The organism is Klebsiella sp. RIT-PI-d (genome assembly GCF_001187865.1).
Classification (GTDB): Bacteria; Pseudomonadota; Gammaproteobacteria; order Enterobacterales; family Enterobacteriaceae; genus Superficieibacter.
The window spans coordinates 231,544-245,684 of sequence record NZ_LGIT01000003.1 but is presented as its reverse complement, the minus strand read 5'-3'; the positions used below and the strand labels follow the sequence as shown (position 1 = coordinate 245,684).

5 protein-coding genes are annotated in these 14,141 nt (G+C 49.4%); 3 read left to right on the top strand and 2 right to left on the bottom strand.

The genetic code is table 11. From position 1 onward, the window contains the following. Nucleotides 1–86 precede the first annotated feature (86 nt). Nucleotides 87–1,241: a methionine adenosyltransferase gene (gene metK / locus AC791_RS01525; RefSeq protein ID WP_049838722.1), complete on the bottom strand. Its 1,155-nt coding sequence runs from the start codon at nucleotides 1,239–1,241 to the stop codon at nucleotides 87–89. Nucleotides 1,242–2,009: 768 nt separating this feature from the next. Here metK and yqgB point away from each other — a divergent pair. The 3 genes from yqgB to speB all read left to right on the top strand — a co-directional run bounded on the left by yqgB (nucleotide 2,010) and on the right by speB (nucleotide 5,239). Further along, entirely contained in the window at nucleotides 2,010–2,156 is a 147-nt protein-coding gene (gene yqgB / locus AC791_RS19490; RefSeq protein WP_148677744.1) for an acid stress response protein YqgB, read from the top strand. Further along, nucleotides 2,149–4,125 carry a biosynthetic arginine decarboxylase gene (gene speA / locus AC791_RS01520; protein WP_072094272.1) on the top strand — a complete coding sequence of 659 codons (1,977 nt, stop codon included), beginning with the start codon at nucleotides 2,149–2,151 and terminating at the stop codon, nucleotides 4,123–4,125. Before yqgB ends, speA begins: the two co-directional genes overlap by 8 nt. A 193-nt stretch (nucleotides 4,126–4,318) precedes the next feature. Next, on the top strand, nucleotides 4,319–5,239 hold the full coding sequence (speB, locus tag AC791_RS01515) for an agmatinase (protein ID WP_049838720.1): 921 nt from the start codon (nucleotides 4,319–4,321) through the stop codon (nucleotides 5,237–5,239). A 99-nt stretch (nucleotides 5,240–5,338) separates the two neighbouring features. On the opposite strand, the gene AC791_RS01510 is transcribed toward speB, so the two are convergent. Continuing rightward, nucleotides 5,339–14,131 (bottom strand): hemagglutinin repeat-containing protein, encoded by an 8,793-nt coding sequence (locus AC791_RS01510; RefSeq protein WP_077264586.1) that lies wholly within the window; start codon nucleotides 14,129–14,131, stop codon nucleotides 5,339–5,341. Nucleotides 14,132–14,141 lie beyond the last annotated feature (10 nt).

The window sequence follows — 14,141 nt, the reverse complement described above, 5'->3', positions numbered from 1 at the left end:
GAAGCTTTGAACAGAAAGGCGTTTGCCGGCCGGCGCAGAAAATAAAAAAGCCAGCGCGAGGCTGGCTTTATGTGAATAGCGATGGATTATTTCAGACCGGCAGCATCACGCAGCAGTTGCGCTTTATCGGTTTTTTCCCACGGGAAATGTTCGCGACCAAAGTGACCGTAAGCGGCCGTTTCTTTGTAAATCGGATGCAGTAGATCCAGCATCTGGATCAGGCCGTAAGGACGCAGGTCGAAGAACTCGCGTACCAGTAGCGTCAGCTGTTCGCTGGCAATTTTTTCGGTGCCAAAGGTTTCAACCATGATCGATGTTGGCTCAGCCACGCCGATAGCGTAAGAAACCTGGATTTCACAACGATCGGCCAGACCCGCAGCCACGATGTTTTTCGCTACGTAACGCGCGGCATAGGCGGCAGAACGGTCAACTTTAGACGGATCTTTACCAGAGAATGCACCGCCGCCGTGACGCGCCATGCCGCCGTAGGTATCGACGATGATTTTACGTCCGGTTAAACCGCAATCGCCCATCGGGCCGCCGATCACAAAACGACCGGTCGGGTTGATAAAGAACTTGGTCGCGCTGTTCAGCCATTCGGTCGGCAGCACTGGCTTGATGATCTCTTCCATTACCGCTTCTTGCAGCGATTTCTGATCGATATCTTCAGCATGCTGAGTCGACAGGACGACCGCATCAATGCCGACAATTTTGCCATCATCGTACTGGAAGGTGACCTGGCTTTTTGCATCCGGACGCAGCCACGGCAGGGTACCGTTTTTACGCACTTCAGCCTGACGCTGCACCAGACGGTGCGCATAGGTGATAGGCGCAGGCATCAGCACGTCGGTTTCGTTAGTCGCATAGCCAAACATCAGACCCTGGTCGCCCGCACCCTGTTCCAGCGGATCGGCACGGTCAACGCCCTGATTGATATCCGGAGATTGTTTACCAATCGCGCTCAATACGGCGCAAGAGTTGGCATCAAAACCCATGTCAGAGTGGATATAACCTATGTCACGTACCGTATTGCGGGTGATCTCTTCGATATCAACCCATGCGCTGGTGGTAATTTCACCGCCAACTAAAACCATGCCGGTTTTAACGTAGGTTTCACACGCAACGCGCGCTTTTGGGTCCTGTTCGAGGATCGCATCCAGTACAGCATCGGAGATTTGGTCTGCGATTTTGTCAGGATGCCCTTCTGAAACGGACTCAGACGTAAAAAGGTGTTTTGCCATGTTTAATTTCACCCAAGGAGAAGTCGGTTAGCGCAAACTGCCATGCGGAGTTGCCATGATGGATAACTCTACCAGGGCGTGCAGGTTGATTGGCACTGGCAGTCGGCGTGTTAATCTGTATATACCCGATTCTTCAAACTGCTTATGGACTGGCTGCGGGCAGTAAACTGGACACCGTGTTAGCTTCATGGTCGGAGTTGAGTCGCTGGCCGTCGCAATGCAATTTGAATGCTTTTATGTATAGATGGATTAACATCTGGACGGCTATTTTAGGGTAGTTACTCACCCGATTTCCAGTTTTTTTTTGATTAATGTCGCATTACCAGGCAAAGCGGATGAGATTGTCGTGCGGTAAGTCAGGGATAGCGCGTATTTATCTTTTGCATTTCAGAGACGAACCACGTATAAAACGCCGCGCGCGGCTCATATAAAAGCGCACGACGAAATTCATCGTGTCGCCACTTCCAGCCGGGTTAAAACTTTAGCTTTGGCTTATCGCTGACTGAAGAAGTTGGCGTGGAGGTGATACGAAATAATGAACCATTGGACGCCGCTTATGCAGCCGCACTGTTCTGGTGTGCGCTTCTTTTCCGCAATCTGCATCTCGTTGATACAAACCTGCCGATGTTATACCCATCCCGGTGTTTCTCAGGATCTCAGAGCCGATTACCGACTGTGAACTGAACAAGGGCGCTCTTGCTAAGCAAGGGTTTTCTCATGGTTTCTCCGAATTGTCATACCAGGTTCGGGTACGTGTTTTACAATGATATGAATAAGAAACCGTTCGCTCAGCTGGCGCTTCAGCATTTTCTACTGAAGAATCAGACTGTTTATGGGTTGTTATCGCGCCTTTGGGCTGCGATAGTAGTTTGCTGTTTTACACTTTCGACACAATTTGAGGTTCGCTATGTCTGACGACATTTCTTCAGTTTCGCCTTCGTCAGCGGGCGAACAAGGTGTACTACGTTCCATGCAGGAGGTTGCGATGAGCTCCCAGGAAGCCAGCAAGATGCTGCGCACATACAATATTGCGTGGTGGGGTAATAATTATTACGACGTTAACGAACTGGGCCATATCAGCGTGTGCCCCGATCCCGACGTCCCACAAGCACGCGTCGATCTTGCCAAACTGGTTAAGGCCCGCGAAGCACAAGGCCAGCGCCTGCCTGCATTGTTCTGCTTCCCGCAGATTTTGCAACATCGCCTGCGCTCGATTAACGCCGCGTTCAAACGCGCTCGTGAATCATACGGTTATAACGGCGATTATTTCCTCGTTTACCCGATAAAGGTTAATCAGCACCGCCGTGTGATCGAGTCCCTGATCCATTCTGGCGAGCCACTGGGTCTGGAAGCCGGTTCGAAAGCGGAGCTAATGGCGGTTCTGGCCCACGCAGGCATGACCCGCAGCGTGATTGTCTGTAACGGTTATAAAGACCGTGAATATATCCGTCTGGCACTGATCGGCGAGAAGATGGGCCATAAAGTCTATTTGGTCATCGAAAAAATGTCCGAAATCGCCATCGTGCTGGCTGAAGCTGAGCGTCTGAATGTGATCCCGCGTCTGGGCGTGCGTGCGCGTCTGGCGTCGCAGGGGTCCGGCAAATGGCAGTCTTCCGGCGGTGAAAAATCTAAATTTGGCCTGGCGGCAACGCAGGTCTTGCAGCTGGTTGAAACGCTGCGTGAATCCGGGCGCCTGGACAGCCTGCAACTGCTGCATTTCCATCTCGGTTCACAGATGGCCAATATTCGTGATATCGCCACCGGCGTGCGCGAATCTGCACGTTTCTACGTGGAATTGCACAAGCTTGGCGTCAACATTGAGTGCTTTGACGTCGGCGGCGGCCTTGGCGTGGATTACGAAGGCACCCGTTCACAGTCCGATTGTTCGGTAAACTATGGCCTTAATGAATATGCTAACAACATTATTTGGGCTATTGGCGATGCCTGTGAGGAACACGGCCTGCCGCATCCGACGGTGATTACCGAGTCGGGACGTGCCGTTACGGCGCACCATACCGTACTGGTGTCGAACATTATCGGCGTAGAGCGTAACGAATATACCGTTCCTGTTGCGCCTGGCGAAGACGCCCAGCGCGCGCTGCAAAGCATGTGGGAAACCTGGCAGGAAATGCATGAGCCGGGCACCCGTCGCTCGCTGCGTGAATGGCTGCATGATAGCCAGATGGACCTGCATGATATTCATATCGGTTATTCCTCCGGAACATTCAGTCTTCAGGAGCGCGCCTGGGCCGAGCAGCTTTATCTGAACATGTGCCATGAAGTACAAAAGCAGCTTGATCCGAGCAACCGTGCGCATCGTCCTATTATCGACGAATTGCAGGAGCGCATGGCGGATAAGATGTACGTTAACTTTTCGCTGTTCCAGTCGATGCCGGATGCGTGGGGTATCGATCAGCTGTTCCCGGTTCTGCCGCTGGAAGGTCTGGATCAGGTGCCTGAGCGTCGTGCGGTTCTGCTGGATATTACCTGCGACTCCGACGGCGCTATCGATCACTACATTGACGGCGACGGTATTGCGACGACTATGCCGATGCCGGAGTACGATCCTGAAAATCCACCGATGCTGGGCTTCTTTATGGTGGGGGCCTATCAGGAAATCCTCGGTAACATGCACAACCTGTTTGGCGATACCGAAGCGGTTGATGTGTTCGTCTTCCCGGATGGTAGCGTAGAAGTGGAGCTGTCTGACGAAGGCGATACGGTAGCCGATATGCTGCAATATGTGCAGCTTGACCCCAATACGTTGCTGAAGCATTTCCGCGATCAGGTGAAGCAAACCGATCTCGACGATGCACTCCAGCAGCAGTTCCTTGAAGAGTTTGAGGCGGGGCTTTACGGGTATACGTATCTCGAAGACGAGTAGTATTTCATCCTGACCGGGTGACAGGCGAGGGGATGCATGACTGCCTATACTCTCTTGAACCCGATTGAATTAACGGCGATAATCCGCCGTAACAAGCAGCTTATAAATGATCCCTTTCTCGTCGGGCTTAACGACGCGGAAGGGATTTTTTTTCATCTATGTTTCACAACATCGACTCCAAAGAGGTCAACACATGAGCACCTTAGGTCATCAATACGATAATTCCCTGGTATCCAATGCCTTTGGTTTCTTACGTCTGCCGCTGAATTTCCAGCCGTACGACAGCGATGCGGATTGGGTTATTACCGGCGTTCCGTTCGATATGGCAACGTCAGGTCGTCCCGGTGGCCGTCACGGCCCGGCTGCGATCCGTCAGGTGTCCACGAACCTGGCGTGGGAGCATCATCGCTTCCCGTGGAACTTTGACATGCGCGAGCGCCTGAATGTGGTTGACTGTGGCGATCTGGTTTATGCCTTCGGTGACGCCCGTGAGATGAGCGAAAAGCTGCAGGCTCATGCGGAACAGCTGCTGGCAGCGGGAAAACGAATGCTGTCTTTCGGCGGCGACCATTTTGTGACCCTGCCGCTGCTGCGCGCCCACGCCAAACATTTTGGTAAAATGGCGCTGGTCCATTTTGACGCCCATACCGATACCTATGCCAACGGATGCGAATTTGATCACGGCACGATGTTCTATACCGCGCCGAAAGAGGGACTGATCGATCCAAATCATTCTGTCCAGATTGGTATTCGTACTGAGTTTGATAAAGATAATGGCTTTACCGTGCTGGACGCCTGTCAGGTTAACGATCGTACGGTTGATGACATCATCGCTCAGGTAAAACAGATTGTCGGCGATATGCCGGTATACCTGACCTTTGATATTGACTGTCTGGACCCGGCATTTGCACCAGGTACCGGTACGCCGGTTATCGGCGGTCTGACATCCGACCGGGCGATTAAGCTGGTTCGTGGCCTGAAAGATTTAAATATCGTCGGAATGGATCTGGTGGAAGTGGCACCGGCATACGATCAGTCTGAGATCACGGCGCTGGCTGCCGCGACACTGGCGCTGGAAATGTTGTATATCCAGGCAGCAAAAAAAGGCGAGTAATAAAATCTGGCCCGATCGCGCGCGATAGCGTTTTGTCGGGCCAGTTAAAAAGCTCTCTTTCGTCCTGTAAAGGACGAAAGAGAGAAGGGCCGGTCAACGTCAGGCCAGGTCTGAATCCGTGTCGTTGAGCTTAATGGTCACGGCCGCATAGATATTAATGGGCGTTTCAGTCAGCAACGGTTTCCAGTTACTCCGCGGGTTCATCGCCGCATCCAGCGTTTTATGCTCTGGCGTTTTTGGCATATCCATCCCGCTTTTTCCGGAAGCCGATCCCGGCGACAGCGTAGGGATATTACCGCCGGTATTACCGCCCGGAATAATCCCGTTGGTCTGATCGCCGTCAACCGTTTTATGTGCCGGCGTTTTCGGCGTATCCATTCCGCTTTTACCAGAGGCCGATCCTGGCGACAGCGTAGGGATGTTACCTCCCGTATTGCTGGCAGGCGTCACGGCGTCGGTTTGAGCGTCCTGCGGGTTTTTATTATCCGGCGTTTTTACGGTGTCCGAACTGCTTTTCCCTGACGTTGCATCTGGCGCAGACGTATCACCGCTGGTTTTACTGGCCGGTGCGACGCCGTTGGTTTGATCGCCATCGACGGTTTTATGCGTCGGCGTTTTCGGCGTATCCATCCCGCTTTTACCGGAAGCCGACCCTGGCGACAGCGTAGGAATATCACCGCTGGTATTGCTGGCCGGTGCGACGCCGTTGGTTTGATCGCCATCGACGGTTTTATGCGTCGGCGTTTTCGGCGTATCCATCCCGCTTTTACCGGAAGCCGACCCTGGTGACAGGGTTGGAATATCACCGCTGGTATTGCTGGCCGGTGCGACGCCGTTGGTTTGATCGCCATCGACGGTTTTATGTGCCGGCGTTTTCGGCGTATCCATCCCGCTTTTACCGGAAGCAGACCCTGGTGACAGGGTTGGAATATTACCGCTGGTATTGGTGGCCGGTGCGACGCCGTTGGTTTGATCGCCATCGACGGTTCTGTGCTTCGGTGTTTTCGGTGCGTCCATTCCCGATCTGCCGGTAGCCGATCCTGGCGACAGCGTTGGATAGTTGGTATTTGGCACCGCCCATTTTTTTGCTGGCGCTGGCTTGTTAGCTGCCGAGTCACCGTCGGTGGCATCGCCGCTCGGTTTCGGCGCAGGTTTCAGGTCATCAGCCTTAGACGGTTCAACCGTTGGCACATCTTCACTATGGGCCGTGTCGGAAGGCGTCGTGTCCTTCGTCGTGGTATCTTCGGACGGCTTCGGCTTCGGCGTTATATTGTCCGGTTTCGGTGTTATATCGTCTGTTTTCTGTGTTTCATCATCCTTCTTCGGCGTAGTGTCTTCGGACGGCTTCGGCTTCGGCGTGGTGTCTTCGGACGGCTTCGGCTTCACATCATCTGTTTTATGAGACGGTGTGTCAGTATCTGTGTTGCGCTTCTTCGGCGTGGTCGGCGTATCAACGTCATAGCTACCTTTGCCCTTTTTCTTAAGGCCCGGATCGCCAACGGTAAACGAAATATTGTTCCCCGCCTCTTTCTCATCGCGGGTAACAACTGACATATTCTCTTTGTCAGTGTTAATATCGCCATTCACCTCTTTACTGGTCTTATCATTTACGGCAATTGTTGATTTTTGCGTCTCGTTGTAGTGGATTTCATCTACGGTATCTACATACAGATTCGCTGTTGGAATATATCCATCTGTACCAAAGCCTGCGCCACCGCCACCGTACTTACCATCTTGCTCAATATAATCTTCCAGGCTTTTAGTGTTGATATTGCCTGCAACATCCACAGATCCCGATCCGTCTTCGGAAACCAGATGTGATCCTTCCATATTCAGATCGCCGCCCGTTTTCACGTTTAGCTCGCCATTGGTAGTAATACCTGACTGTTTTGCCGTAGTCGCAGAATCGTAGCTTTCAGATCCACCACCACCGTTAGCTGAAAACGAGGGCAGTGGTACACCGCCATTCGCAGTTGATATACCAACACCCACCGATGCACCCCAGTTAGTGTTATCAGCCTCAGTATGTGTAATATCTTGAAGAGAATTAATATTTAGATCGCCTGCAACGTCGATATCGGCAGTGTTGGCATTAATATTTGCCCCCGACATCGTCATGTCACCACCGGCGTTAATGTTTACATTGCCTGCATCGATATTGCTATTTGTATAACTGGTGCTATTACCCGAGCCACTGTCTTTGCTGCCATTGTAGCCAAATGAAACCCCTGCGCTTAAGCTGTTTACATCAACGCCTGCATCCATGGAGATACCTGCCTGATGCGTTGCGGTTTCAGTGGTATAAGAAGACGTTGATTTTGCTGCATTGATATCAACATCACCACCCGCGTTAATGGTCACATCGTCGGCTTTGATATCTACACCGTTGAGGGTCGTATTTTTCTTCGAATTGATGGAAATACTGCCTGCATCAATATTGGTAATATTTTCTGAGGTAGACGAGCTGGTTTCACTGGTTTTACTGGTTTTTACACCAATTGATACCGACGCGCCGGCCAGGTCGTTAAATAGCAAATTCGAAGCATCGCCTAATACTTCTGCTGTGGTAGTGCCCGCATTGATATCCTGCCCATCCTGTGCCTTTTCCACCAGGTTGCCCGTTTTATCTAACGAGTCGGCAATTGCGCTGTGAGCTTCACCAGAGATACCCATAAACGTTTCTTCATGAGATTGTGTGGTTTTAGACTCATCGAGATATTTGGTGCTGGCGACTTCCTCAGCAGAAATGTCGAGCGCATTGCCTGCGCTCATATCCGCGCCACCGATATCGACGGTTTTACCCGCTTCAATAGATCCTGAGTCAGCAAAATTCAGCGACGCATTGGTATTCTTTTTGGTCTGGGTGGTGGTGGTATCCGTGGTGGTTTCCATACCGATTTTGAAGTTTGCCGTATCACCCATCGCTGCACGGCCTGCACGGCCCCCGGCGGATTGGGACTTACCTTCAGAACCTGCGCTGGTGTAATCACCGGAGGTTTTACTGGTGCTCGTACCTTCGTTCCGACCGTAACCCGCTTCAATCGTTTGACCGACACCGCTGGCGCTGGCTTCTGCGATGAACTGACGAGAGGTAATGCTCTGTTCCTCCAGCGCCACATCTTCTGACGTTTTCAGCGTGACATCGTTGCCTGCCTTGATGCTGCCGGTGTCGGCAGAATAAGTGCCACCTTCCATTATCACATCGTTGCTGGCATCGATAGTCATGTTGCCGCCCGCCGAGACGTTTGAGCCGATGGCTGTCCCGGTGGTATTTTTGGTGTCCGTGATCTTATAACTGGCTGCGCCGGTGATCTCGCTGTCAATGGTGCGGTCAGCTCGCATCTCATGGAGATCGTTAAAAGTGACATCGCCATCGGTCGCTTTCAGAGAGATATCTTCGCCTGCGGTGATATCCGAGGCGTTTGAGGTAATGGACTCCGCCTCCATCGATATAGAGCCGCCAGCGCTTACGCCATCATCGTTAGCATGGATCTTCTGATTACCACTTTCATCACGACCTACGCTTGCCGTCATGGTGATATCGCCATTCTCTGCAGACATGTCAATATCACCATCAGCTTTAATGGCCGCGCCAGTATTATTGATATCGCCATTAGTGGTCGTCATATCAATATTACCACCCGCAGAGATCCCGGCATCCATCCCGTTGCTGACATTATTAATATCGCCGTCGGAGACCAACGTCATGTCACCACCAGAGTGGATAGAACCATTCATATTATTAATTGCATCGGCATCAACGTTAACATTATTGCCCGCATTAATTGCCGCAGAACCGTTACTGACTTCGCCGGATTCAATTTGTTTAAGCGTTTCCGGGCACAGATAGACGACCGGCACCATGACCTCAACACCGTTCAGATTCTGGCTAACGAACCAGACGATATCCTGGTCGAGATTATTTTTTTGCTCATCCGTCAGCGGCTGTCCGACCACCAGACCCAGCTCACTGTCTGCCGCTGCGACACCCGCGTTATCCATAAACTGTTGTACTAACTCATCACCTTCCAGCCCGTCTCTGACAGCGAAGAAACTGCCGACAGCGCCACTAACTTCACGGCGGATAAGCTCAGAAGTAAAGTAATTATCACCAATAACGTTAATCGGATTAACCGGATCGTAGCCTACCTGATCGAAGAAATAGTCAGAGCCGGTAAATTCACTCTGATCGATCATGCTCGGACGTGTTTCGAAAATTGGCACGATATTGTTAGCTGGCGCGGAATATTCGGTACCATTTTTCTCAGCTTCGGATGCTTTTTTGAAATCGGTAGAAATCTCAAACATGCCTGGAATAGCAACCAAATCTTTTATTGTCGGCAAGGGGCTGATACCCATACTTAATTCGTCAATACTCTTGGTATTGACTTTAATATCGTACCCGGCTATCGCGGTATCGACAGTGTACTCGCCCACAGCCACATCAGTAATGCCAGCACCCTGATTGATTGTTCCGGCCTCAGCAATACCGTTGTTAATGGTACCGCCATTCTGTGTAAAATCACGTCCGGCGGTAATTTCGCCTTTTTCCAGCGGAACGAAATAGATCATCCCGTCTTTCAATGGCTGATTATCGGCCTGAGTAATGCTAGTCCAGTCATTTCTTAGCGTTGAATAATCTTCGGTCATCCAGGTCTCACCGAAGATTTTGTTCATAATGCTTTTTAACTGCGTTGAATCTTTTGCAGCATCGACGAGGGTTTTATATACGCGATTCTTTTCAGGATTTTCACCGCCATTTGATGTTGCTGGTGAGCCATTGCCAAAAAGATAGTTTAAATACTGATACAGAGAGTTAAAAGTCAATGTGGTTTTGTGTTTTCCTTCAATGACTCCCCAGTCATATTTAACGGTAATGGGTGAAGAGAGGGCAATTTTCAGATAATCATAGACGGACTCTGAAACATATTTAGGTGAGTTATAGATATTGCCCGTAATAGTAACATCGTGGCCCGCCTGAATTAGCCCTCCTTCATTGATAACGTCATGTGTTTCATAAATATCGCGCTGGTTAATATTGATATTGCCGCCAGCACTAATTTCCGCCAGTGTATCAAGAGCGATATCTGATGCCAGCACTGGAATATGGAAAGTAGTTTGGTAGTTGGTTTTGGTGGTAAGATGCTCAACCTCGCTGTAATAACCAGATGAATCCTGCGTGACCGTCTGGGTCACGTCACCGCCAGTATAGGTACTTTCGTTTTTGATGGTTTCGGCATCAAGATTAATGTCTTTCTCTGCGCGAATAATCGCAGCGTAGTTCCAGATCTCTTTAGCAATAATTGAGATGTCACCCATGCTGAGAATATTACCTTTCATTTTATTAACGAAGGTTCCACTTCTCGCATCAAGGCTCATATCGCCCATTGTCCACAATAATGTGTTTGCCTCATTAGTAATGCTGGCTGCATCAACATTCAGATCGCCTGCGCTAATGATGGATTGTTTGTTTACAAAGGCATCTTTTGCATGAATATTCAGGTCGCCCAGCGCTTCTATTCCGCTATCATTGGTAAAGCCGCCCTGAGTCGTAATATCCAGTGATTGTCCAGCATGGATATCGCCGTTAGTATCATTAAGATAAATACTATCAACAACATCAAGTGCCAGCGTCATCGCCGACTCGAGAAGCCCGTCAGCGTTATCGAGATGCGCAGTCTCTATATTTAATGAGTTTTCAGCACTAACACTGCTGCTTGCAGTATTATTCAGCGTATCGCTGGTAATAGAAACATCTGTACCACCAATAAGTGCAGAGTCTTTATTATTGACAATACTATTATGCGCATTGATGGTTGTTTTATAATCGCTAATCAGTACGGCACGAGCACTGTTATTAAGCTGTTTCGTAATATTCAGGGTCAAATCGCCGTCGCTGGCGACGATAACGGCCTGATCGCTATTATTTACCGTATCTGCATTGATAATGATGTCACCACTGGACACAATAGTAGAAACGTCGTCTACACCGCTATCAGTAGGAACTGAACCTGAGTTATTGAGCGTAGTAGCAGAAATCTCAATTTTACCATCCTGCGCCTGAATGATGCCTGCTCCATTATTGGTCACCACGCCAATCGCACTCAGTACAGCATTCATACCTGTCGTAATGACGGCATGATCGGTATTAACCAGGGATTCAATATCGGTAAACGTGAGGTTGCCTAACGCCATTAAGACATTTCCACTTCCCTGGTTAATCAGGCTGCGAAGATGACTAATAACTAAATCGGCTCCGGCCTGAACAATACCCTGATTTTTAAACGTATCACCATTGGTAAGGCTAATATTCCCTTCACTAATGATAACGGCATCGTTATTGAGCGTGGTAATATTATCGAGCTTGATATCGCCCATTGATGAGATAACCGCGTCACTGGCGTTAGTCAGTGTTTTGACCTTTTTAATATCAACCAGGGTATCCGAAGCAATTACCGAACCAGTAATATTATTAAGCGTATCAATGTCTGAAAGAGCGGCTTTTACGCTTCCTGAGAGGCTTCCGCCATTACTATTATTCAGCGTTTTTACTGTAGCAACGGTAAGTTCCCCATCGGAGACGACCAGCGAGTTATCATTGTTGAATGTCTTAATATTATCCAGTACGATACTTTCATTCGCATAAAGCGTACTGCCGTTAATATTATTCAGAATATTCACGTCTGAAATAGAGAGATGACCACCCTGAATTGTTGCGCCATCGTTGGTTAGTGTATCAAGCGCACCCAGTTTCATTTCATTAGTGGCGATCAATACGCCTTCACCTGAGTTAGTCAGTGATGTAATTCCGTCAACACTGACCGAGTCGCCCTGTATCCAGCCGCCACTTTCATTCGTCAGGGTTGAACCCGACTCACCGCGAATGTTTAACATGCCATCGGCAAGAATTTGCGCCTCGCCTGAGTTAATCATTTGTTTACTGAAAGCAAGCTCCATATTGCCGCCGCTGCTCAGTTGACCACCATTACTATTGCTGAGCGTTGTTGTCTTAATCTGCAACTGTTGCTTCGCGCTAATATTACCGCTGTTATTTATCTGTGCGCCAGCGGCGGCGGTCGTTATTGTAGTAGTGCGGCCTTCGATTTTTCCTCGGTTGGCGATCGACTTATTTTTGCTGCTAACTTTGACGTCCTGCTTATTGCTGATAATGTTTCCATCGTTGGTTATATCACCATCAGCTGTTAACAATAACTCAGCATCATCGCCGCTAATCGTACCGCTATTATTCAGATTGCCAGTGATCGTAACATCTAATTTGCCCTGATTAACACCTATAATCCCCCTATTGTTGAGTGCGCTGGCGTTCATTACCAGCTGTTTATCAGCAAACAGCCGGCCATTATTTTCCAGGGTCGCAACGCTCAGCGTCTGAATGCCAGTTGCATACAAGATCCCATTGTTCTTCATGTTTCCGGATGCAACGGTTATATCTCCGGTTGCATTAATTGAGCCGTTGTTTTCAAAGGCATCTTGCAGATTGATCTGCAATGTGCCTTTTTTGGCGATAATGACGCCATTATTGCTCATTCCCTTGGCATTGATAGCAATATCACCGCTATGGCTGACTATTTCAGCATCGGAGACCACACTGGTAAAGGCCGTTTCCTGACCGTTTACCAGAACGACAAAATCGCCATTTCTCAGCGTGACTACACCGTCTTTAATGACATTACCATTAGCATCAAGCGCTTTAAGCCCGCCGTTGAGGGTGTATTGCCCGGCAACGTTAATCTGAATCGCGGGTACTGACGTGTTAGCTGCGCTTTCAGTAATCAGCGCCGCGGCATTTTGCAGGAGTGAAGAGGCATCAATACGGATGATCCCGGAATGAGAGAGTATATCGTTGTTGATGGTCGTACCAGCCAGCGCATTAATAATAATATCGTTTTGCGCTTCGGTCCCCCCTTTACCTTCGCCATCCTTATTTAAGGCGATATTATTACCGGCAATCTTAATTCCTTGATCGCTATGTAGCGTAGTCAGCGAAATATCGCCATCGGCGCTGATTTCAATATCTTTGCTGGCAATAATGGCACCCGCATGACGTACGCCTGCGCCGGATTCAGTACTGATCAACTGGATCTTGCCGCCGTACATTGAACCCAATGTACTGCCATCAATAGCGACGCCAGGCGTCTGGTTATCACCTTTACTATTAACCGTATGAGTTCGGCCCGCTAAATCATAATCATTCTTACCCGCCAGAACTTTCACATCAGCGGCCCCGGCGATTTCCCCCTGTAACTGAGCACTGCGGCTGACAATATCGAAATAACTTAGTCCCTCAGTAGAAATACCCTGGCCGGTAATCTCAACATTACCTTTTTGAACGGCCAGCATAAAGTTGCCGTCGTCTTTCATCTGTACTTTGCCGGTACTCAGAGTAAGGCTATTCGCATTGATAGTTGTTGCGCCGTTGACGCTGATCCCGTTTTCATTAGCAATAATGATGTCGGCCTTTTTACCGAAAACTTCCATTGTGCCGTTAATGTAGGAGGCTTTCGCACCAGTGACTTCACTAATAATCGCGCTGGCTTCCTGTTGCAACTGGGCGTTTTTAATGGCATAGCCGCCAATTTTTGTTACGCCGTCCTGCATACTGTTGTTAAAAACCATTCCTTGCTTATCAACATTAAATTGATCGAATTTGTTGTGAGAAATACCTCTGGCATTAGGATCGGCGATATTGATCATCGGCGTGCCGTTGGCCGTCTGGCCCATCGTTGGGCCATTGGTCTGTTTTGAATCTGGTGTAGTTGTCGCTTCCGCGCCGACAGAAAATACGCCGGCCAGCGACAGATAAACAGGACATAAATGTTTGTGTAGCGTCCCGGCAGTTATTTTGTGTTTCGACTTAACTTTTCTTTTCATAATTCATCCT

What these genes read in the sequence shown, in the direction of transcription:
- speA (WP_072094272.1), top strand. Translation starts at nt 2,149, where the DNA reads ATGTCTGACGACATTTCTTCAGTTTCGCCTTCGTCAGCGGGCGAACAA.
- AC791_RS01510 (WP_077264586.1), bottom strand. Translation starts at nt 14,131, where the DNA reads ATGAAAAGAAAAGTTAAGTCGAAACACAAAATAACTGCCGGGACGCTA.
- yqgB (WP_148677744.1), top strand. Translation starts at nt 2,010, where the DNA reads ATGAATAAGAAACCGTTCGCTCAGCTGGCGCTTCAGCATTTTCTACTG.
- speB (WP_049838720.1), top strand. Translation starts at nt 4,319, where the DNA reads ATGAGCACCTTAGGTCATCAATACGATAATTCCCTGGTATCCAATGCC.
- metK (WP_049838722.1), bottom strand. Translation starts at nt 1,241, where the DNA reads ATGGCAAAACACCTTTTTACGTCTGAGTCCGTTTCAGAAGGGCATCCT.